16 protein-coding genes and 1 rRNA gene are annotated in these 21,600 nt (G+C 39.0%); 7 read left to right on the top strand and 10 right to left on the bottom strand.

All coding sequences use genetic code 11. The annotated features are described in order from the left end of the window. The first annotated feature begins 699 nt into the window (after positions 1-699). Positions 700-2,013 (top strand): M20/M25/M40 family metallo-hydrolase, encoded by a 1,314-nt coding sequence (locus tag FFU37_RS18470; RefSeq protein ID WP_138490256.1) that lies wholly within the window; start codon positions 700-702, stop codon positions 2,011-2,013. Positions 2,014-2,022: 9 nt separating this feature from the next. Here the strand turns inward: FFU37_RS18470 and FFU37_RS18465 are convergent, their stop codons facing one another. Further along, a complete protein-coding gene (locus FFU37_RS18465; RefSeq protein WP_239022733.1) occupies positions 2,023-2,952 on the bottom strand; it encodes a LysR family transcriptional regulator ArgP in 930 nt (309 codons plus the stop codon). A gap of 72 nt (positions 2,953-3,024) precedes the next feature. Here FFU37_RS18465 and FFU37_RS18460 point away from each other — a divergent pair, with 72 nt between their 5' ends. Continuing rightward, positions 3,025-3,621, top strand: a complete 597-nt coding sequence (locus tag FFU37_RS18460) for a LysE/ArgO family amino acid transporter (protein WP_039486538.1) — start codon at positions 3,025-3,027, stop codon at positions 3,619-3,621. 91 nt (positions 3,622-3,712) lie between these two features. Here the strand turns inward: FFU37_RS18460 and FFU37_RS18455 are convergent, their stop codons facing one another. After that, complete coding sequence (locus tag FFU37_RS18455; RefSeq protein WP_138490255.1) at positions 3,713-6,463, bottom strand: TonB-dependent receptor domain-containing protein; 2,751 nt, start codon at positions 6,461-6,463, stop codon at positions 3,713-3,715. 133 nt (positions 6,464-6,596) lie between these two features. After that, positions 6,597-8,039 carry a glycoside hydrolase family 32 protein gene (locus FFU37_RS18450; RefSeq protein ID WP_138490254.1) on the bottom strand — a complete coding sequence of 481 codons (1,443 nt, stop codon included), beginning with the start codon at positions 8,037-8,039 and terminating at the stop codon, positions 6,597-6,599. Between the two features lie 145 nt (positions 8,040-8,184). Between FFU37_RS18450 and FFU37_RS18445 the strand changes: the two genes are divergently transcribed. Both FFU37_RS18445 and FFU37_RS18440 read left to right on the top strand, forming a co-directional pair. Continuing rightward, positions 8,185-9,195 (top strand): LacI family DNA-binding transcriptional regulator, encoded by a 1,011-nt coding sequence (locus FFU37_RS18445; RefSeq protein WP_052201256.1) that lies wholly within the window; start codon positions 8,185-8,187, stop codon positions 9,193-9,195. Between the two features lie 18 nt (positions 9,196-9,213). Beyond that, entirely contained in the window at positions 9,214-10,467 is a 1,254-nt protein-coding gene (locus FFU37_RS18440) for an MFS transporter (RefSeq protein WP_039486536.1), read from the top strand. A 57-nt stretch (positions 10,468-10,524) separates the two neighbouring features. Here the strand turns inward: FFU37_RS18440 and FFU37_RS18435 are convergent, their stop codons facing one another. From FFU37_RS18435 to FFU37_RS18415, 5 genes are all read right to left on the bottom strand, one after another. Continuing rightward, complete coding sequence (locus FFU37_RS18435) at positions 10,525-11,322, bottom strand: response regulator (protein ID WP_138490253.1); 798 nt, start codon at positions 11,320-11,322, stop codon at positions 10,525-10,527. 121 nt (positions 11,323-11,443) lie between these two features. After that, complete coding sequence (locus FFU37_RS18430; protein ID WP_024597449.1) at positions 11,444-12,160, bottom strand: SIR2 family NAD-dependent protein deacylase; 717 nt, start codon at positions 12,158-12,160, stop codon at positions 11,444-11,446. After that, positions 12,157-13,173: a Kelch repeat-containing protein gene (locus FFU37_RS18425; protein WP_138490252.1), complete on the bottom strand. Its 1,017-nt coding sequence runs from the start codon at positions 13,171-13,173 to the stop codon at positions 12,157-12,159. The genes FFU37_RS18430 and FFU37_RS18425 overlap by 4 nt, the downstream gene beginning before the upstream one ends. A 108-nt stretch (positions 13,174-13,281) precedes the next feature. Continuing rightward, entirely contained in the window at positions 13,282-13,467 is a 186-nt protein-coding gene (locus tag FFU37_RS18420; protein ID WP_024594980.1) for an NAD(P)-dependent oxidoreductase, read from the bottom strand. 148 nt (positions 13,468-13,615) lie between these two features. Further along, a complete protein-coding gene (locus tag FFU37_RS18415; RefSeq protein WP_138490251.1) occupies positions 13,616-14,491 on the bottom strand; it encodes a diguanylate cyclase domain-containing protein in 876 nt (291 codons plus the stop codon). A 480-nt stretch (positions 14,492-14,971) separates the two neighbouring features. Here FFU37_RS18415 and FFU37_RS18410 point away from each other — a divergent pair, with 480 nt between their 5' ends. Genes FFU37_RS18410 through FFU37_RS18400 form a run of 3 tightly spaced genes read left to right on the top strand, consistent with a single transcriptional unit; the run spans position 14,972 to position 19,595 of the window. Then, positions 14,972-17,032, top strand: a complete 2,061-nt coding sequence (locus FFU37_RS18410) for a TonB-dependent receptor plug domain-containing protein (protein WP_138490250.1) — start codon at positions 14,972-14,974, stop codon at positions 17,030-17,032. A gap of 9 nt (positions 17,033-17,041) precedes the next feature. Continuing rightward, the gene (locus FFU37_RS18405; protein WP_138490249.1) at positions 17,042-17,569 is read left to right on the top strand and encodes a YfiR family protein; all 528 of its coding nucleotides are present in this window, start codon (positions 17,042-17,044) and stop codon (positions 17,567-17,569) included. Between the two features lie 4 nt (positions 17,570-17,573). Then, on the top strand, positions 17,574-19,595 hold the full coding sequence (locus FFU37_RS18400) for a putative bifunctional diguanylate cyclase/phosphodiesterase (protein WP_138490248.1): 2,022 nt from the start codon (positions 17,574-17,576) through the stop codon (positions 19,593-19,595). A 252-nt stretch (positions 19,596-19,847) separates the two neighbouring features. Here the strand turns inward: FFU37_RS18400 and FFU37_RS18395 are convergent, their stop codons facing one another. Together FFU37_RS18395 and rrf are read right to left on the bottom strand one after the other, a co-directional pair. Further along, the gene (locus FFU37_RS18395) at positions 19,848-20,483 is read right to left on the bottom strand and encodes a methyltransferase family protein (RefSeq protein WP_138490247.1); all 636 of its coding nucleotides are present in this window, start codon (positions 20,481-20,483) and stop codon (positions 19,848-19,850) included. Positions 20,484-21,431: 948 nt separating this feature from the next. Next, a 5S ribosomal RNA gene (gene rrf / locus FFU37_RS18390) occupies positions 21,432-21,546 on the bottom strand. Between the last annotated feature and the right edge of the window lie 54 nt (positions 21,547-21,600).

The following is a 21,600-nucleotide window of genomic DNA, read 5'->3' as shown; positions in this document are numbered from 1 at the left end:
AACAAAGCCAATTGTTTTTGTCCGCACTTTTAATTTGCCTTGTTAACTGACTTTAGATTCTTACATTTTATTTAAATGGTTTTTTACCGTAACTTGACCTGTGCTTATAAAATAAATAAAAATGAACGATGAACATAAATATGAAATAAAGTACACCGAATAGTAACCCTTTATCTACACCTTCCGCCCAACCGAGTAATCCTCCAGAGAATAAAGCAACACCCAAGTGAGCAAGTAACATTTCAAAGTGTATTCTCAAAAATGCTAACAATTTATTACTCCCAACTGATTATATGCTCAATGCTTAAGAGCCAGTTAACAATTTAGTCTACGACATCTGTCGTTTTACAAACCGATAAATGTCCCTATATTACAGTGATTTCATGCTAGCTATAAAATAAACAACTGTAAACAGTTAGTTAGATTCACCTTACCTTTTCTAAATGAAGCAAAACCCCAAAATGGTGGAGATCAGTAATATCAGACGTATAGCTGATTAGTTATACCCGTTGACTATTAATTAACAGGTTATATTTTAAATACCTGTGTTTAAACCAATAACGCGTACACCCCATAACCCTTAAACTTGTAACTCATTATTACTTATAAAATTAGTTAACAATCACAATCTACTTCTATTGAATACTTTGGATTTTTACTTCATATTAAATATTCTTATTTCTCACTTATTATGCTGTTATGTCATTTTTAAAATTTAGCCATGCACTTATTTTTACCCTTGCTAGTACCCTACCGCTTACAAGCCATGCGGCGCTTGATAAAAATGAGCGTGAAATAGTAAAACAGGTCGATAAAAATATTCCCCAAGCACTTAAAGAAATAGAGCAAGCCGTAAATATTAATAGCGGTTCGCTTAATATTGAAGGTGTAAAAAAAGTAGGTGCGCTGACAAGTGAGCAGCTTAAAGCCATTGGTTTTAAAGTTGAATGGCTGGATGGCAGTGCGTTTAACCGCGCAGGACATGTACTGGCAACCCATGAGAGTAAAAACCCCGATGCAATAAAAATACTGATGATCGGCCATCTAGATACGGTATTTGCCAAAAACGATAACTTTACTACCTACAAACAACTTGATGCCGATACAGCCAGTGGCCCAGGCGTTGCCGATATGAAAGGCGGTAACACGATAATAATTACCGCACTTAAAAGCTTACAAGCCCTTAATTTACTCGAAAATGTAAGCATAAAAGTATTATTGACTGGCGATGAAGAAAGCAGCGGTCGCCCGCTTAGCTTATCTAAACAAGCTATTGTTGATGCAGCAATTTGGGCTGACGTAGCGCTTGGCTATGAAAATGGCGATAACAATATAAAAACAGCTATGGCGGCGCGCCGTGGTTATACCGGCTGGACGCTAAACGTAACGGCAAATGCAGCGCATTCGTCACAAATATTTAGCGAAAGCGTTGGATATGGCGCTATTTACGAAGCATCACGCATTTTAAATGATTTTAGAGAGCAACTTGCCACGCAACCTAATTTAACATTTAACCCAGGGCTTATTGTGGGCGGTACCAATGCCGACTACGACAGTGCTAATTCGTCAGCAACAGCGTTTGGTAAAAGTAATGTAATAGCACAAACCGTGCATGTAGCAGGTGATTTACGCGCACTTTCGCCAAAGCAGGTAGAAAGCGCTAAAAGGGTAATGCTACAAATTGTGGCTAAAAACTTAGATGGCAGTAAAGCAGAGCTTATTTTTGAAGACGGTTACCCGCCAATGGCATTAACTGATGGCAATAAAAAGCTATTAGAATTATACAGCGACGCAAGCCACGATTTAGGCTTCAACAAAGTAGTAGCCGCCAACCCACGCAATGCAGGTGCGGCTGATATTTCGTTTGCGGCAAATCATGTTGATATGGCACTTGATGGTTTAGGCTTGATGGGCAGCGGTGCGCACACTAAAAACGAAACAGCCGATTTAACCAGCCTAAATAAAAACACCGCTAAAACAGCGCTGCTTATATACAGATTGGGGCAGCTATAAGCTCTTTGATTATTTAATAGGCTCTAACCGCTTGCCCGCTACTTGCAATGCAAACTTACGTAGCGTTTTAAGCTGCGGGCTTTCGGTTTGCCAATAGTGCCAGTACAAAGGCGTATCAATATAATATTCTGGGAATAAATCGACTAACTCTCCTTTTATCAGCGAGTCTCCTAGCTGTAAGGTAGGTAATAGCCCATAACCTAGGCCTGCAATCATGGCTTGTTTAAATCCCTCTGACGAAGGGTAAATATGGGTAAACAGTGGGGCTGAGCCATTAATATCTTCTAAAAACTGGTGTTGTAGCTTGTCATACTCACTAAATACCAAGCACGGTAAATGCGCTAATTGCGAAAGCTCAGTAAGCTTATGTTGTTTTATAAAATCGGGGCTTGCAATGGCTTTGTAGCGTATGGCGCCAAGCGGGCTTACCAGCCCGCCATTAACGGGCTCGGGGGATGAGCTAATACACACCATAACCTCGCCGTCTTTCATTCTTTTATGGGCAATGGATTGATCTTCACTAATGACCTCAAAGCGTAATTTGCACGTAAGCTCACTATCAAGCACAGCGAGTGCTTCGGGCAGCCAGGTGGCAAGCGAATCCGCATTAGCAGCAAGCTTTACGCTAAGCGGGGTGTTTAAATCTGTGTGCTCGTTAAGTGCCTCTACATTAAGGGCTACTTCTAGCTGCAATACTTGCTGTAAATGGTTAAGTAAACGTTTACCAAGTGCCGTGGGCGTTGGCGGCTGGGTTCTTATTAATACGGGCTCGCCTAGTTTGGCCTCAAGCTGATGAATACGCCTGCTCACCGCCGATTGGGTAATAAATAATTTTTTTGAGGCTTTTTCAAATCCGCCTTCACTTATAACGGCACTAAGCGCATTGAGTAACTGGTAATCAATCATGAGTTTTACGCATATAACAATAAATATATTCATTGGATTTGTAACAGAATACTCCCTACCCTGCAAGGCATTGAATTGCAGGCTTTATTTATTTGGATTTAAAGTATGTCGTTTTTGTCGGGTGTGATGCTGGGGCTGAGTTTAATTATTGCCATTGGGGCGCAAAATATTTGGATTTTAAGCCAATGTATGGCGGGCGCTAACCGTTTTGTTTTAGCCGCGGTTTGTATAATTTGTGACGCCACTTTAATTATTGTAGGGGTATTTGCAGCTAATGAGTTAAAGCTATGGCTGCCAGGGTTATTACCGTGGTTAACGTGGGGCGGTATTGCTATGTTACTTTACTTAGCATTTGGCTCTGCGCGCAGTGCAATTAAAGGCACATCGGGGTTAAAAGTAACTCAGGTAATAAAAGTGAGCTGGTGGAAAACGGCCCTTGCGGCCTTTGCAATAAGTTTACTAAATCCACATGTTTATTTAGATACCGTGTTACTGCTTGGCAGTATTGGCGCACTTCAGCCTGCGCCTATGCATTTTGCTATTGGCGCTTGCGTGGCCTCTGTTATTTGGTTTAGTGGCTTGGTGTTATTTGCGCCAAAATTAAAAAAGGTTTTAAGCTCCCCATTTCGATGGCGTATATTTGATAGCTGCATTGCGGTTATTTTATGTTTTGTGGCCTTTCAGTTGTATAGCGTTACATAATAAAAAAAGGGAGCAAGCGCTCCCTTAGCGTCAACACATTGTAAAATTAAACATTACAATACATTGCACAACACACATTTTAAGTAATCTATTAAAAGTTAATCATTAATGATGCTTTAATAGTTCGTCCAAGTAATGGTCTAGCTACACCGGTGTAGTCGCCATTTGAAAAACGTAGTCCCTCAGTTACAGAACTACCTTCTGTAAACGAATCGGCATTATTTAAGTTATTAACGTGAAGTTGAAACTCCATATCCTCAGTGAATGAATACAACATACCTGCATTTAATTGCGTGTAACCTGGGTAAATAGTTACGTTGGTATTACCATCGTCTGAAAAACGCTCACTGTAGTGCATTACTTGGCCATATATAGTGACCGGTAATTCTGAGAACGTGTATGACGGACGCACGTTAATCAACCACTGAGATTGACGGCGTGGTCGTCTGTCTGCACCTGATGACACATCGTAGCGGCGTGTATCGTTTATGCCATCACCATCTGTATCTGTTTCTATAATCGCAGAGCGAATTGCTGAGTCTTGTCCTTGCTTGGGATCTTGCCAAACAATACTACCCTGTAGCGATAATCCATCTAACCACTCTGGGCGGTATTTGCCTTCAAATTCAATTCCGTGAGTTTTTAAGCTGGTGCGATAGCTATCGCGTATTTTTGCACAATCATCCGGTGCAGGTACTGCGCTACAAGACACCCCATTTGCACCTGTATCACTTAAGTCATCAAGCGTTGCGGCTAAGGTTTCTTTAGCTGCAAAATCAATGTAAAAACCACTAAAGTTAAATTCATAGTTTTTCTCTGAAAAACGGATGCCACCTTCATACTGCTTAATGTTTTCGACCAAATCTCCGCGAGCAATATCACCGGTAGACGGGTTAGTTGCTGGGCCGCCAAAAATATAATCTTCAAAACCCGGTAATCTAAAAGTGTCAGCGTAACTTAAATAAGTTGTTACGGTATCTGTTAAGCGATAGTTGGCACCAATAGTCCAACCAAAAGCGTCGTAGCTCTCTGAAGCAAATTGCGGTGTACCGTCGGGTACATTTACAAAATTATCAGCCAAGGTATCGTTGGTAGAGCCGACAACTACGTCACTTGGTGTAAAATCGTTTGAGCTATTACCTGGGTCGAATGAATTGGTTGTTACGCGGTCTACTTCAAGTTCTTGATAACGCCCGCCAATATCAATTTGCAGTCTGTCATCAAGCATTGAAATGTGGTCTAGGAAATAAAATGCATTGGTGCGCATAGTGGCATCTGCGCCTAAACCAAATAACGCGGGCTGATCAACACCGCCTTGTGAAATAGACGGGCCAACCTGCTGATCGTTCTCATCCACAGCATACAAATCAACTAATCGAGAGCTTTCACTAATATTACTATAGGCACTTGCAAATACAGATTGAACTTCATATGTGTAATGGCTTGTGTATAAACCAAATGTTAGCTCGTGAGAGTGTTCTTCAAAGTCAAAAAAGCGGCTTAAGCGAAAATCACCTACATAGCTTGTGGCATCAACCATGCCGTAAACCGGAATGTTATGCGCTAAAATTGAGTCTGCGCGTTCTGCAGTGCTTAAATCGGTGCCTGTTACTGTATCTGAGTAAAATGCTTTAACGCCTGTTGCATTTGCGTACGAGTCACCAATTACGCCATCAAAGCTTTGAATGCGAGAAAACTGTTCAGCTTCTAAACGGCTGCGCTCTGTTGGTGGATCGTTAAATAACGCATGGAACCCATTACTACCGCTTGTTGCACGTAATGCGGTATCAAAGCGCCATTGATTAGCAAAGTCTTTAGTTAATTCAAATGTATAAATATTAAATTTAGGCTGTATCCCGTCACTAATATCTAGCTTTAATTGGCTACCGTCAGCGTTATAGAGCTCATAAAAACTGGTTTGATGAGATAAAACAGTTCCATCACTAAAATCAACACCGAGACTATTTACACGACTTGGATCAATTTCAAAAGGATTTTCTGACGTGCCTGGCGCCCGATCGGCAGTAATTGAATACGGTATATTTTGATAAAAATTTGTTTTATCGTTAATAACATGAGCTTGTAGTTTTACTTCTGTGCTGCCATCGTCACTAATGTAAAGTAAATTACCTCTAAATTGGCCGCCACTATTACCTGTGTAACCTGGGTCACGAATACCATCAGCAACACGATAAAAACCACCTAGCGCATACGTTAAGTTATCGTTAATTGGACCTGCAACAAAAAAATCGTTACGCACATGCCCCCAGTCACCCACTTCTATTTTATACGCACCTTCAAAATCTTGAGTACCTGTACGAGTAATGTAGTTTACAGCAGCGCCAAGTGCATTAGAGTAAAGTACGCCACCGGGGCCGCCTTTAACAGCCTCAACGGTTGTGGTCATCAAATCGGGTTTAATAAAAACATCGTTATTCATAAACGGCGCTTCGGGCTCTTCGTATACTGGCAAACCATCAATGAGATTTGGTACATAACGATATCCACCAGCTTGTGGTAAGCCTCTTACAAGTACGTTGTTATGGCTTTCACCTGCGGTTCCGCCTTCAGGGAAAAACCCAGGAATATTTCCTAGTAATTCAGCTGCGCCGTGAGGTGCTAAAACTTTCATTTCCTCTTCTGAAATAGTATTTATAGAAAATGTAGCTTCCATTTTTTGCATATTGCGCGTAACACCGGTGACTATTACGCGCTCTATATCTTGCACTTCAGCTTTTTCTGTTTGCTGTGCTTCCTGAGCAGCTTCTTGAGCAAACAGTTGACTGCTAGGTGCTGCAAAAACAGCTGCTATGGAAATAGCTATAACGTTTTTATTAAACATAGTTGTGTTCCTGTTGATGTCAGTTGTCTATCGTTAGACATTATCGTTACCACAAACCTTATGTCAACAATTTATTTACTTTAAAAAAACAAATTAAACATAAAGTTTGCTGGGGTTAATTAGTTTATTCTAACTATTTGGTGTACTTGGTTATTTTTAAATTTTCTAGCGACTCTTTTTTGCTGCTTTGATCGATATGCAGCTGCGAGAATGCTTGTTTAGGGAAAACTAATGCGGTAATACAATGTGCCCCGTTGTTAAAAAACAGCTCTATTGAGCACTCGTCTACAAATATTTCTAATTGCAAGTTAGTGCACTCATGTTTGCTAAGCGGCATTTTTATTACAGAGTCAAAGCCTTTATCTGTAAAACCTGCTTTCGTTCTGTCGGCGGTTACACTTTGTGTATCGGCATCTATTTCGAGTCTGAATTGTTCATTACAATCATTTTTCCAAACTAAGGCTATATTCCCTTGAGTTAGTGAAATATCGCACTCTAAGCTATAAGCTTCTGGCACACTAATAGGCTGCTCTTTACTTAAGCAATATTGCAAGCGGACTGTATCTTGAGGTAGTTTTACTGCGCTTGGCGTTAATAAGTAATAGCTTTGCTCCGCTTTTTTTAAGTACATAGTGCGGGGTAGAGTCATGGCTCCTCGCCAGGTATTATCAGGAGTATTATTTGCGTATTGCCAATTGCTCATCCATGCAATGTAGGTACGCGAATGTTTAATATTGGGTGTGTTATCCCATGTAATACCCGCATAACAGTCGGTGCCGTAATCTAACCAGCGTATTTGTTCATCTTGAGATACAAATTTTTCGCCGTCAAAATCACCAATAAAATATTGCGTTGCTGAGCCACCATTTGGGCCACCTGGGTTAATACTAATAATTAATACCCAGCGCTCAGTATCAGTATCGCTGCAAATAAGAGGGAATAAATCAGGACATTCCCACACCCCACCATGGGCACCTATTTTGTGTCCAAATTCAGATAGTTTATGCCATGTTTTTAAATCATTCGATTTGTAAATGTGTATGCACTGGCCTGCCACTACCGTTTTAATCCAAAACTGCCCTTTTTCGTACCAGGTTACTTTAGGGTCTCTAAAATCTTTTAAGCCTGGGTTAGGAATAACTGGGTTTTGATCATAAACAGTAAAGCTTTTACCCTCATCGAGTGAGTACGCAATACTTTGCACTTGCGTTTCGTCTTTAGATTGCTGTGTAAAAGTAGCAACAATAGGGGTTTCACCATTTTTAGCAAAACCCGATGTATTATTTTTATCAACAATTGCACCGCCCGAAAATATATAACCTAAGCCTTCTGGTTCCGCGTAAAGTGCGATTGGTTGATGCTGCCAATTAATAAGATCGTCCGAGGTTGCGTGCCCCCAATGCATATTTCCCCATACAACATCATCTGGGTTTAGCTGAAAAAACAGATGATAAGTACCATTAAGATAAAACAACCCATTAGGATCGTTTATCCAGTGGTTCGGTTTATAAAAGTGATATTGAGGTGTCCAGCTTCGCTGCTCAATTAAGTCGTTTTGTTTTGTAGAAGATTGCATAGGCACCACTTAATAAATGTAAATTAAATCTTGTAAAAATGTCTATCGTTGGTCATTATAATGGCTAATTTTAAATTATTGTCAACTTATTGTTCGTAATGTGTGAAAATCCATTACCTTCTAAATAAAGAGAGTATTGAACAATATGTCATCAATTAAAGATGTAGCAGCTAAAGCTAACGTATCAGTAAAAACCGTTTCTAGAGTACTAGGCGGGTTTGAGGGCGTGAGTGATAAAACCAAAAACAAAGTTGAAGCCGCGATGAAAGCGCTTGAGTTTTATCCCTCGGCAGCGGCGCAGTCTTTACGCGGGCAAGAGAAAGGCATTGTGTGCCTTATTACCGAACACCTGACCACCACGCCTGACTCTTTCGATATTATTGCGGGCATTCAACATGAGTGTGAAAAACATTCCAAGCTATTAATGATTGGGGAGTCTGGTGGTAACGAACAAAGCTTTTCTCGGCTGGTGGATGATTTTAGGCGCCAACGCGCCGAGGCCATTATTTACGCGACGGTTTATCACCGAGAAGTGAATATTAAACAATCATTTAATAAGTGCCCTTTAATACTTGTTAACTGCTTTGAATCTCAGCTTAAGCACCCAACTATTTTGCCCGATGATTACAAAGGGGCCTATAAATTAACTGAAGAGTTATTAAATTTAGGGCACACAAAAATAGCGTATTTAACACTTTTTGAAGATATGCCCGCTACACCACTTAGAACGCTAGGGTTTAAAGACGCTCACGAAGCAAAAGGCATAAGTGTTGAAGAAGAGTTGATAAAAATAGGTGTTTGCACAGACCCAGAAGATGAGTTTGCACAGTTACCCGATGTATTACGCGACATTATGTCGAGGCACGAGCGCCCTACAGCCATATGCTGTGGTAACGATAAAATGGCTATGCGCGTATTTATGCTTATACGTCAAATGGGTTACAAAATCCCTCAAACCATTTCTATTGTTGGTTACGATAACTACAAATTAATCGCCGAAAACCTACTACCTAAATTATCAACAGTGAGTCTTCCTTACTTTCGTATGGGCCAACTAGCTGCACAAATCGCAATAAATAAAGAATTACAATCACACACTAAAACACATGAAATTAGCGGAGAACTACTTCTTAGGGGGTCACACAGCTCCGCGTAGATATTAAGGCACTGACAAATGACTGAACACTTATCTAAACGCAATTATTGGTTATTAAGCGGCTGTATTTTAAGCTTTTTTTTAACATGGTCTTTCTGCTTTTCGATTTATCCTATATGGCTTAACCAGGCAATAGGCTTAAATGGTACTCAAACAGGTATCGTATTTAGTATAAATGCTATTGCAGCACTGTTTGTAATGCCTTGTTATGGTTTTATTCAAGATAAGTTAGGTTTAAAAAAGAACCTGTTATGGTTTGTTGGTGTGATGTTGCTACTAAGCGGTCCATTTTTTATTTATGTTTATACCCCGTTACTTATTAGTTCTTTGTATGTTGGGGCCTTTGCTGGTGGTTTATTTTGCTCGGTCGCATTTTTTGCAGGCGTTGGGGCCGTTGAAACCTACATAGAACGAGTTGGCCGCAATACTGGGTTTGAATTTGGTAAAGCACGTATGTGGGGCTCGGTTGGGTGGGCTATTGCAACCTTTTTTACTGGCCAAATTTTTAATATATCACCCACCTTAAATTTTGTTTTAGCAAGTGTAAGTGCTTTAGTTTTTTTAGTGTGTTTATGGTTTGTTAAAGCAAGTGATGAGTCTAAGGAAGTAAACCTAAGCGCCAGCGCATTAAAAATTACTGACGCAATTGCGCTATTCAAAGATGCTAAATTTTGGGCGTTTACAACTTTTGTTATTGGCGTTTCGTGTATATATGGCGTCTACGATCAGCAGTTCCCTGTTTACTTTGCAGCGCAGTTTCCTACTAGAGAAGAGGGAAATGCTATGTATGGTTACTTAAACTCTTTTCAAGTATTTTTAGAAGCGGGTGGAATGTTTTTAGCCCCTTTTTTAGTCAATAAAATTGGCGCAAAAAACGGCTTAATTGTAAGCGGTGTTGTTATGGCACTAAGAATAATCGGCTCTGGCTATGCAACTGATCCATTATCAATCTCTGCAATGAAACTATTACATGCAGTTGAGCTGCCTATTATGCTAATTGCTATTTTTAAATATATATCTGCCACATTTGATGCAAGGCTTTCTGCCACTATTTATATTGTTGGTTTTCAGTTTATGGGGCAGGTTGCGGCAAGCGGTTTATCTGTATTTACTGGTATTTTGTACGATGCGATAGGCTTTGCTGAGGCATATAAGCTTATTGGTATTGTAGTTGCATTCTTTGTAGTTGTATCGGCATTTGTTTTAACTTCAGATAAAAATTCGAACCAAGTTAACAGCAAAGAGAAACTCAATCCCCAAGGAAGTCTTTAGAATTTATTTATGAGATATATTGCTAAGGCTAAAATCACTTTTGCCTTAGCTGTCTGTTCAAGACATTATTTTATACAGTAATTTTCGCACCGTTGCGGGTTCAAACGGCTTATCACAAATGGCATCAACTCCCGCTTGCGCAATATTAGCTAAGTGAGTGTCGTTTGCCTCTGAGCTCACCATTAAAATAGGAATATGTGAGTAGCTATTTGAGCTTCTAACGGCTTCTGTTAGTTCTCGCCCGTCCATTTCTGGCATGTTGTAGTCGGTTACTATTAAGTCAAACGGTTGGTTATTCAAGTGCTCAATAGCTTCTTTACCGTTTTCAGCTTCTATTGGTGCAGGTATTCCCATCCCCGCAAGTACACGTATTATGTGTTTACGCGCAAAGCGGCTGTCGTCTACCACTAAAACTCGCAGCAACGTTACGTCAAAATGATCAAGTTCTACTTCTTCTTCGCTTATAATATCGAGGGTTGCTTTGAGTGCGCGGGTAATGGCTTTTGCGCTAAAAGGCTTTGGCAAAATAGCCAGCACACCCGATTGGCGTAATTGCTCAAGGTATTTTTTATTACGCTCGCTCGATATAAGCATAAAAGGTTGATGCTCGGTGAGAGGGTTTGATCTTATTTCTTGCAATAGTGAGTCGGCTGTCCCGTCAGATAAATACATAGAGCTTATAACTAGATCAGGGTGATAACTTGCTAATAAGCTAAGCGCTTGTGTTTGTGTAGATGCAGTTTCAACTTGTTTTACACCACTTTCTAAAAGCGATTTTATTATTATTTTTTGCTGAACCTCTGAAGGCTCTACAAGTAAAATAGACAAGTTTGCTATTGCAGTTAAGTCGCTCATTCAGATCTCTTTAGTATTGTTATAATCAGGATAATAATAACATTTTTGACTCGTTAATATTATATAAAGAGATTGTAATATTTAAGAAAACATTACCAACCCCTTTAAAATATAGCACTTATTAATTAGATTGAATGTAATCTAATGCATTCATTTTTTTATATGTGACGTTAGCGTGCAAAATATGCGCAGGTTCAGGGTCAACCACTTCAACAGGAATGTCGTAATTTCGGGCTATTTCAATGGCCATTTGCGTAATATTGACGCTAAACGAGGTGCCCATAAATACAATTTTATCGGCGTTGAGCATACGCTGTTGTGCTTGTGTTATTCTGTAAAGCTCGGTGTAGTATTCGTCAAATAATAAAACAAAGGGCTTAAATGAATGGTTTAGCTCAGGCGTTTGGTTTTGAATATTAAATAGCTCAAAAAGAGACTCTTGCAGGCGGCTTTCGTCTACGCTATCCCACGGGGTGGCAAGTGGCGTGACTGGCTCCCCTTGCTCATGAAATAAGGTCATTTGATCAAGCCTGCCGTGTATAGCTATGTAATTTTTGTTACCCGCTTTGCCATCAAGCCCATCTATGTTTTGAGTAATTAGATTTTTGTCGCTCAGCCAATGGTGTACGTCGTTTGGGCCATGGTTGCGATACGTTGCAAAGCGATGGTAATACCATGCTAAAAATTCTTTAGGGGCATTTTGGTACATTGCGCGCGTTGCCATTTCCATAGGCGTATAATTTTTACTGCCAATGGTCCAATAACCATCCTCCCCTCTAAAGGTGGGAATACCACTGGCTGCGCTGACTCCCGCTCCTGTAATGTAAAGAGTGTTCACTTTTCAACCTCGTAACCGAGCACGTTAGCGCTTACTTGCTGACTGTTATCAATGCCGCCAATTCGATATAAAACACCGCTGTGCTCAAGTAAACCACGATGATCCATACTCTTTACTTCAACTGAGGATAAAACCTGCCATTCGTTTTTTTCGATACTAAAGCGCCAAACATGATCACTTGCTGGTGCAGGTTTGCCGTCGTAACCTATTGCGCTGTAGTTGTATGGGTTATTAGAGCCTGCCATCATATAAATATTGCCATTATAGCTGGTGGCTGCCATTCGATAGTGAGCGGTGCCCGTTGGATGTGGCAAGGTACGCCAATCTATTTTTTGTGGGTTAGTTGAATCTATTGTGCCTTTTAAGCACTGTGCTACACCTGCAAACGAGCGATGCGAATCAGGATTAGCTTGTGTTTTAACGCCATCACAAATAACAATGGTGTTAGCACTAATAGCAGCGGCTTGGCCAAATACAGGCTCACCTAAAAATGGCGAGGCTTGTTGCCATGTATTATTTTGCGTGTCGTATACTTGTACTAAGTTTACGTTGCCGTCGTTATGCCAACCGCTAATTAGATAAATGTAACGCGCTTTGTAGCTCAGCGCTACGCTATCGTCTACGGGTACTGGCATGCTCGCAAGATGAGTGTAGGTATCTTTTATTACGTCGTACCTATATACGTCGGGGCTTGAAACTTCAGTATGATCCTCTGCTACCGTATAGCCGCCAAACACATAAGCGTACTCGCCTAAACCGACTGCGGTGCTTGCTAAGCGCCCTTTTAATGGCAAGCTTGAAGGCACACCAGTTTTAGATTGCCACTGTGAATCGCCAACTTTAAGCGCCCACACTTTGTTATGCACTGACGAGTATTGTTTATCGCGCCCCAGCCCCATAAAGCTTAAAAAGTAGGGCTGGTTTTTTACAATAACTTTAGCCACAGCATTATTTGCAACAGGCTCAGGTAAAGCGGGAAGGCTTGCTAACGCAAGAGAAAAAAGAAGGCTCATAAGGCAAATAATTTAATAAGAATTAATACGCTCAGATTAAATTATTTTAGCCTTGTGAGCCAGTATTGTTATATCTAAATAATCAAACGCTTTTGATTAGTAACCATATTAGTAGGCAATACTAATATGCTGATTTACGTGCGCTGCATTTTGCGCTACATCAACCATTGCTGTTGCGTAATCAGTGACCGAAACTTTGCTTTCGCCTGCATCATTAGTAAAAAATGTATTACTGCCTATACGGTAATTGCCTTCATTATCACCCAGGCATAGCTTGTGCAGTTTATTTATCAAGGAACTACCTACAAACTGCTGTAAGAGCATTTATAGATTTTTAACGCAGCGCTGGAAAACCGCTATTAAAAATGTGGCGGTAAGTAATGTATTGTAGTTAAGGGCGTTGTGAAGATGAGTTGTCTAAGGTGGTAGTTCAGCATGATTTTTAACGTAAATAGGTTACGTTATCTAAGCCTTGTTGTTTATTTTTGTACATAGCTTGATCAGCATATTTTATAAGTTCGTGATCTGTTTGTCCGTGCTCTGGGTAGTTTGCAATGCCAATACTGGGGGAAATATTTAGTAGTACGTCATCTAACTTAAAGACAGCTTTAAACTCAGTGAGGACTTTATTTTTTATTCTGATTGTTTCGTGGCTAGAACTTAAATTATCTAAAATAATTAAAAATTCGTCTCCGCCTAAACGCCCTACTGTGTCGTAATGCCTAACCGACGCTGAGAGCCTTTTTGCTATAGCACATAAAAGCTTATCGCCAGTTTCGTGTCCGTGGGTGTCGTTTACTGCTTTAAAGCCATTTATGTCTATAAACAGTAAAGAAAAAAATGTGTTGTTTGTAGTTGCACTAATAATTACTTTTTCTAATCGCTCCATCAATAAAGAGCGATTTGGTAAGCCAGTTAACACATCATGCCGAGCCATGTAATGGAGCTGCTCTTCCATTACTTTTCGCTCAGTTATATCGTGCGCTACTGCAATTCTTACTTGATGTTGCTCTGACCAACGCACAGACCATAATATATGGACTACTTGACCATCTTTTCTCATCCAGCGGTTTTCGAAGCGAGGGTTTACCGTTTCGCCAGACAATAGCGATGTTACGGCGTTATGCGTTTTGTAATGATCACCTTCGTAAACATAGTTAATCATTTTTTTGCCTACAACTTCGTCGGCCGTATAACCAAAAATTTGCTCAAATGCTGCGCTTACAAAAACAAATGTGCCTTGTTTATCTACCACACAAACGGCATCAAGCATTAAATCGAGTACTTCTTCTACATTAATTAATTCATTTTTTATCATACTTTGGTGCCTTCAAAGCAAAACCAAGCAAATTTAAGTATTCTATATAGCTTTAACAAAAGCAAAGATAATTAAACCACAATCGCAGATAACACAGGGCTAGGTATAAATTGTGCCCATATAATTAATATTGCTTTGAGAAGCATGACACGAAAAAGTTAAGATTAAATATTTAATAACCGTAAATACTTTGAAGTTATTCTGAAATAGACTAAATTTTAAGTCGTATATAAACATATAACTATCATCTATTTACATTTTACTGACTCTTTAATAAATATACTTATAAAGTTCATTTAACTATATTTTTACAGTTCAATTGGGCGAAATTAGACCTTTTAACTACTACAAAATTAGTTACCTTGATTTAATCTCATTTATGCTTTTACACTGTTAATGTATGTTAATATTGTGTGATATCACATGTATTACAAAAACAAAGACTGTTTTTGATTTTTTGATTGCGCAGGAGACTTTTGGGTGAAAATATCACAACGTTTGTTTTGGCCATTACTTTTTGTTTGCCCTTTCTTAACGGCCGAGCCGTTTGAAGATGAAGACCTCGATCTTGATGCTTTAATGGGCATGGATGTACAAGCAACTTCTGCGATGAAAAGAGCGCAATCAGCATTTGATACCGCTTCATCTATTTATGTATTAAGTAAAGAACAAATTACTAACTCTGGTGCTACATCAGTACCTGAAGCACTGAAAATGGTGCCAGGTTTAATTGTACGTCAGCTCGATAACAATCAATGGGCTATTTCATCAAGAGGTATTGCCTCTCGATTTTCTAGCAAACTATTGGTTATGATTGACGGGCAAAGCTTATATACCCCAAAATTTGCTGCAGTTTATTGGGAAACACTCAACGTTCCTTTGTATGACATTGAACGCATTGAAGTAATACGCGGACAAGGCGGATTACTTTGGGGTAGTAACGCAAATAATGGCGTGATTAATATCATTACTAAAAACAGTATTGATACTCGCGGTGGATACGCAAACGTAACAACTGGTAATCAAATAAATGTTGATGCAAATCTTCGTTACGGTGGTGATATAAGTAACATAGGCAGCTACCGTGTGTATGGTCATGTAAAAGATGCGAATGAATCAAAAAAAGGGATTTCACTCGCACCTAACGATACAACTAAACAAAATTCCTTAGGTTTTCGGGCTGACTTTACCCCTAATGACGAGTGGTCTGCGCTACTTCAGGGGGACGTTACTCACTCAACACTTGGTCAAAACTACCGAGGTGTTATAGATGAAACCAACGAAAACATTTCATTCTCAGATGATTTAAAGCGAACAGACTCACGCATAATGGCGCGCCTTGAAAACAGAGTGTCGCCCGATGCCAATCAAATGCTACAAATTTCTTGGCTGAAACAAAATGGTTCCCAAGATTATATTAAAGAAGATTTTGAATCGATAGATATTGATTATCAAATGAACTTCATATACCAATTTCTACAGCTAGATTGGGGATTAAACTACCGGTATAACTCTATCTCTTTCGCAGAAAGTGTATTTTTAGATAGCGATAAAAACTTTGATAACCTCAAACAGTTTGGTGCACTTGTTCAAGCTCAATACAATGTGACGCCTGATACACTCGATTTTATTATTGGTACTAAGCTTGATCATAACGATTTAACCGGCTGGGAAAATCAACCGTCAGCAAGGCTTATATACAAACCAGTAGATAACCACCTTACTTGGGGTGCTATATCGAGAAGTGTACGTACACCAACATTGATTGAATTTAACGACAACTTTAAAGTTAATGGTACAGAAATTAAAGATCTTACCGGTTTAAGCTCTGGCTTTGGACAAATAGACGACTACCGAATTGCAACCTACCTAAATGGTAACGACAAAGTTAAATCTGAAAACTATCTATCTTATGAATTAGGCTACCGTTTTACTGCTAACGATTGGTCATTGGATCTTTCTACTTATTATACAGATGCTAATAACGTAGCGGTTATTGATATGAATACGCATGCTGAACAATTCACACCTATACTTGAATTATTTCTAGCAGGGAGAATCCCAGAAGTATTTCAAGCACTAACAATGACTCGCATAGATTTAGACTTTGCATCTGTAGCAGACACGACCACTAAAGGGTTCGACCTAGTTGTATCATGGCAACCAGTTGATAATCTCAATACTGAGTTTGGTTATAGTTACACCGATTATAAGTACGATTTACCTCCTCGAGTAGAGCCCGCAATCGGCTATGACTCTAAAAACAGGCAGTTATTTGCAAAAGCCGATTATTCTTTTTTAACCAACCATAATGTGTTTGCGACATTGCGCGCAATAAACTCAAATGCATATAACACTGATAATTACACAACGTTAGATGTTAGTTGGAATTGGCAAGCAACATCTGTGTGGTCTACTGCAATTTCGGGTAAAAACCTCTTTGCAGGTTCACATATTGAGTACAATAATACGCGCGAAACCTATACATTACCAAACTATATTGATGAATGTATTACGTTTACAATTTCAGCAAATTTCTAAGTTAATTAGATGATTAAATTAAGAAGTTTAATTCACAGTAGCTTAATAACGTTGACACTTCTTAGTGCCAGCGTTTGTGCTGTTGAAAAAGAATACATGCTAAAAGCAGGCTTCTTATATAACTTTGCACGTTTTGGACACTGGGATTATCATTTAGAATCTCTTAATGAATTTATTATTTGTAGCCCTGATAAATACTTTATTGATGCGGCTAACAACGCTTTAAAAAGTCGCACTATAAAAAACTTACCTCTATACAATAAATTAATCACTCTTGATGAAGTAACAACCTCGGCGTGTAACATGCTATTTATTACCTCTGATACATTTATCGAATGGCAAAACATAACACCTTTAGAACTGAAAAACGTTATGCTCATTGGTGAAACAGACACATTTATTGAAAATGGCGGTCATATCAGGTTTTTTCTTTCCAGTGGTAAAATTCGCTTTGAAATTGCTCCAAAACAGCTTAAAGATGCAGGCATTACTATGAGCTCAAAAGTGCTACGCCTTGCCCGCGTTGTAGATAGGTAGTGCAATGAAAAAACTATTTGCATTAAATACGATGAGCAAAAAATTACTATTTATCTTAATGAGTGTTGCACTTGTATCAACCGCGACAGTAACCATTGTATTTAGTGCTTATGAAATCACTAGCGCTAAAGAGGAACAAATAGAAAGCTTGGGCTCTCTGTCAAAAATGCTTTCACCGAATATAACTACAGCACTTATGTTTGATGATATAGATGCAGTGCAAGAGCTTATAAACCCAATACTTATACGCTCAGATGTTATTAGTATAATGGTAACAAGTATGACTGGTGAGGAACTTGTTATTGCGCAATCCGAAGATGAAGATATGGAGCAAAGTATTGAAGTAAGTACACCCCTTCAGCTCGATATGCATGATTACGGTATATTAAAAATACGCGCTAACAACAGCTACATTCAAGACAGAATTACTTTTTACTTTAAATTTATAATGATTTTGATGGTATTCACCTTTGCCGTCAGCCTAATTTTATCTCTTTTATTAAGGCGTCGCTTTTTAAACCCTATTTTATATCTAGCTCAAACAGCAAATAAAATAACTACATCACACGATTATAGCTTACGCGCTAAACAGCTATCACAAGATGAAGTAGGACAATTAACCTCTTGTTTTAATGCGATGTTATACAACATTGAGCAAAGAGAAAATTCATTAGAAAACCAAGTTAGACTGCGTACTAATGAACTTGAAAATGCGAATATTCAGTTGCAACAATATGCCTACCAAGATGGATTAACCGACTTACCGAACAGGCGTTATTTTTACGAAAAACTACAAAGCTTAGTAAGTATTAAGGAAATGAAGTTCGCCCTTATATTCATAGATTTGGATGGCTTTAAAGAAGTAAATGACAGCCTAGGTCACGACTACGGTGATTTACTCTTACACCAAGTAGCCACAAGACTGCAAAGTTGTATAACGACCAAAGATACAGTCGCACGTTTAGGTGGTGACGAATTTACATTAATTTTAGAGGGTGTAAATAGTCCTGATGAAGCATCAAAAATTGCCGAAGCAGTAAAAAGTAGCTTAATGCAGAGCATTAAAGTAAAAAAAGAGACAGTCTATGTTACCGCAAGCATAGGTTTAACATTTTTCCCTGCTGATGGTTTAACAGTAGAAGAGCTCGTTAGACGCGCTGACCAAGCAATGTATTTATCTAAAAATAAAGGGCGGAATCGCTATGAATTTTTCTCTTATGCTATAGAAGAAAAAGCCACAGAAAAGCGTCGTCTAATAGAGGAGATACGCACTGCAATTGTTAAAAACCAATTTGAATTATTTTACCAACCTATATTTTCAATCGACGGGAAATCAGTACCAAAAGCTGAAGCTCTAATTCGTTGGAATCACCCTGAACGAGGCCTAATAGGGCCAAATGAATTTATACCTGTCGCTGAAAAAAACGGATTAATAAACGATATCGGCCAATGGGTAAAATCTCAAGCAATTCAAGATACCGTCCAATTCAATGTTTTAAGTGAAAAGACAATTCAAGTCAGTGTAAATACATCACCTCTTGAAATTGACCGCGCTGGTTGCTGGGTGGATGAATGGATTGTTGCAAGTAAAAAGTACCAGCTACCCGCAAACACCATTTTAATTGAAGTCACTGAAAATACTTTAATGGATCCCGACTCGTCAATACAACGACAATTAAAACGCTTAAGCACTATTAATATAGATATTGCGATTGACGACTTTGGTGTTGGTTATTCTTCTTTGGCGTATTTACAGCGCTTAGATATAGATATTTTAAAAATAGATCGCTCATTTATCAACGATATAGAATCAAACGATAATAGTATTGCTCTCGTGAAAGCTATTATCACTATGGCTCACAATCTAGACGTAATGGTGGTTGCTGAAGGAGTTGAGACACAAAAACAGTATGACCTATTAAAGCAGCTTGCTTGTGATTATATTCAAGGCTACATTTTTTCAAAGGCAATTACTAAACAAGAGTTTATGGAAAAGTATATAATACCAATCCGCAATAATACTTAATCATTTTGCGGGGCTGAACGTGTCGCTACCTGTGTTAAAAAATTCTCATTTAGAACAACTAAATAGCAATTTTTTTGCCTAGCTATCAACACGTTTTCCATCCTCAAAATAGATCACTTAATTAAGCGAATTGGTATAAAACAAAAAGAAGTGATCTGATTTATGTCTATCATGCTAGATTTTAGCAAGCCAACACAGAACACTTCTTTACTTTTTCCTTAAAAATCCATGTATTTAAAGCTCAATCCCAAGCTATAACCAGCGAGGGACTAGTTGTTTATACTCTTTATATTGTGTAGAAAAACGATGAGCTAAATGAGCCTCCTCAACTAATGTTTGTCTATATATAGCTGTAAAACCAATAACTAAACAGGTCAAACTAAATATACTAGGTAAGGCTAAAAAGAACCCCACCTGTGCAGCTACAACGCCTAAATACATCGGATTCCTAGAGTATTCATATAATCCTGATGTTTTAAGCTCATGTGGTCCCTTAGGATCAATGCCTGAACGCCAAAGGGCTGCCATATGAAAATGTACAAACATCGTTAAAATAAAGCCTGCTGTCAATAATACATCGCCAAATAATACGCCTGGCCAGCCATTGAGTATCGAGAATAGCCCAAGATAGCTATCTAACTCAGGTACAAACACTCTAATTACACATACAAACCAAATAGCAGCCCTGAAAAATTTAAAAACCATATGGTTCCACCAACTAGTACAAAATTTATCACCGGGATAAATAACGCCTGATGGTGTATTTCGATTTTTATAAATAATTCTAAATGTATAAAATCCGGCAACAAAAGTATAAAAAATAGCTAAGTAAACTCGGGTAAATTCAACTAGCGATGCAGAGTCATCTACAAATGTTTCATAAGGCATTTAAGTTACAGCTCACAATCATTATTGGTAGTAATTTTAAAACAACTAAGCCAATAGATTTAGTTATAAGATCATGAAATCATATTAGTATTCATTGCCCTCATAAACAAGCTAAGTCTGTGGTTAGTTAACGAGTTATAATAAACTAATCAAACTAATTTATAAATTCTGTTTGATACTTCACCTAAACAACTGCTTACACAAACCGAAAACGTAAATTCGGTAGTTCACAATTTTATTTTTATACCAATTCGCTTAATTAAGTGATCTATTTTTCCGCCCTACTCGATGGTGTTGGTATGAGTGTATATTAATTGCGCACATTTCACTTTTCTGCAAACGTAAAAAAGCCCGACTATTTCTAGTCGGGCTTTCTACAATTTGAAGTCGGTGCGCTACGCAGTAGGATATCGTTGTGCCCACAGCGGTGGAGAGCCACAGTGAAATGCTTCACTATCTTTGTGTCGGGGCGGCCTTCCGTGGGGCTCGCCTTCGAGCTGTTTTGTTTCACTACTGAGTTCGGCATGGGCTCTTGGCTATTTACTAAATCCCAGACAGCAAAAAACCCGTCACATTGCTGTAACGGGTCTCTACAATTTGAAGCCTGATAATGTCGTAGTGCCCACAGCGGTAGAAAGTCATATAGCAAATGCTACACTATCGTTGGCCGGGGCTCGCCTTCGAGCTGTTTGGTTTCACTACTTAGTTCGGCATGGGCTCTGGCTATTTACTAAATCCCAGAAAGCAAAAAACCCGTCACATTGCTGTAACGGGTTTCTCTTATTTGAAGCCTGGTAATGTCGTAGTGCCCACAGCGGTGGAGAGCCACAGTGAAATGCTACACTATCTTTGTGTCGCGATATGAGTGGGTGTTAATTGCGCACATTTCACTTTTCTGCAGACGTAAAAAAACCCGACTATTTCTAGTCGGGCTTTCTACAATTTGAAGCCTGGTAATGTCCTACTTTCACATAGCAAATGCTACACTATCATCGGCGCTGTTTCGTTTCACTACTGAGTTCGGCATGGAATCAGGTGGGTCCAAAACGCTATTGTCACCAAGCAAATTAGGTGCAAAGAATGAATGACAAGCACGTAGTGCTACCATTTTCTTTGC

The organism is Pseudoalteromonas distincta (assembly GCF_005877035.1).
Taxonomy (GTDB): domain Bacteria; phylum Pseudomonadota; class Gammaproteobacteria; order Enterobacterales; family Alteromonadaceae; genus Pseudoalteromonas; species Pseudoalteromonas distincta.
This window is presented reverse-complemented; position numbering and strand designations above follow the sequence as displayed.

Bases quoted from the DNA above. Each gene is read 5' to 3' on its own strand.
- FFU37_RS18470 (WP_138490256.1), top strand. From the start codon at position 700: ATGTCATTTTTAAAATTTAGCCATGCACTTATTTTTACCCTTGCTAGT.
- FFU37_RS18465 (WP_239022733.1), bottom strand. From the start codon at position 2,952: ATGAATATATTTATTGTTATATGCGTAAAACTCATGATTGATTACCAG.
- FFU37_RS18460 (WP_039486538.1), top strand. From the start codon at position 3,025: ATGTCGTTTTTGTCGGGTGTGATGCTGGGGCTGAGTTTAATTATTGCC.
- FFU37_RS18455 (WP_138490255.1), bottom strand. From the start codon at position 6,463: ATGTTTAATAAAAACGTTATAGCTATTTCCATAGCAGCTGTTTTTGCA.
- FFU37_RS18450 (WP_138490254.1), bottom strand. From the start codon at position 8,039: ATGCAATCTTCTACAAAACAAAACGACTTAATTGAGCAGCGAAGCTGG.
- FFU37_RS18445 (WP_052201256.1), top strand. From the start codon at position 8,185: ATGTCATCAATTAAAGATGTAGCAGCTAAAGCTAACGTATCAGTAAAA.
- FFU37_RS18440 (WP_039486536.1), top strand. From the start codon at position 9,214: ATGACTGAACACTTATCTAAACGCAATTATTGGTTATTAAGCGGCTGT.
- FFU37_RS18435 (WP_138490253.1), bottom strand. From the start codon at position 11,322: ATGAGCGACTTAACTGCAATAGCAAACTTGTCTATTTTACTTGTAGAG.
- FFU37_RS18425 (WP_138490252.1), bottom strand. From the start codon at position 13,173: ATGAGCCTTCTTTTTTCTCTTGCGTTAGCAAGCCTTCCCGCTTTACCT.
- FFU37_RS18415 (WP_138490251.1), bottom strand. From the start codon at position 14,491: ATGATAAAAAATGAATTAATTAATGTAGAAGAAGTACTCGATTTAATG.
- FFU37_RS18405 (WP_138490249.1), top strand. From the start codon at position 17,042: ATGATTAAATTAAGAAGTTTAATTCACAGTAGCTTAATAACGTTGACA.
- FFU37_RS18400 (WP_138490248.1), top strand. From the start codon at position 17,574: ATGAAAAAACTATTTGCATTAAATACGATGAGCAAAAAATTACTATTT.
- FFU37_RS18395 (WP_138490247.1), bottom strand. From the start codon at position 20,483: ATGCCTTATGAAACATTTGTAGATGACTCTGCATCGCTAGTTGAATTT.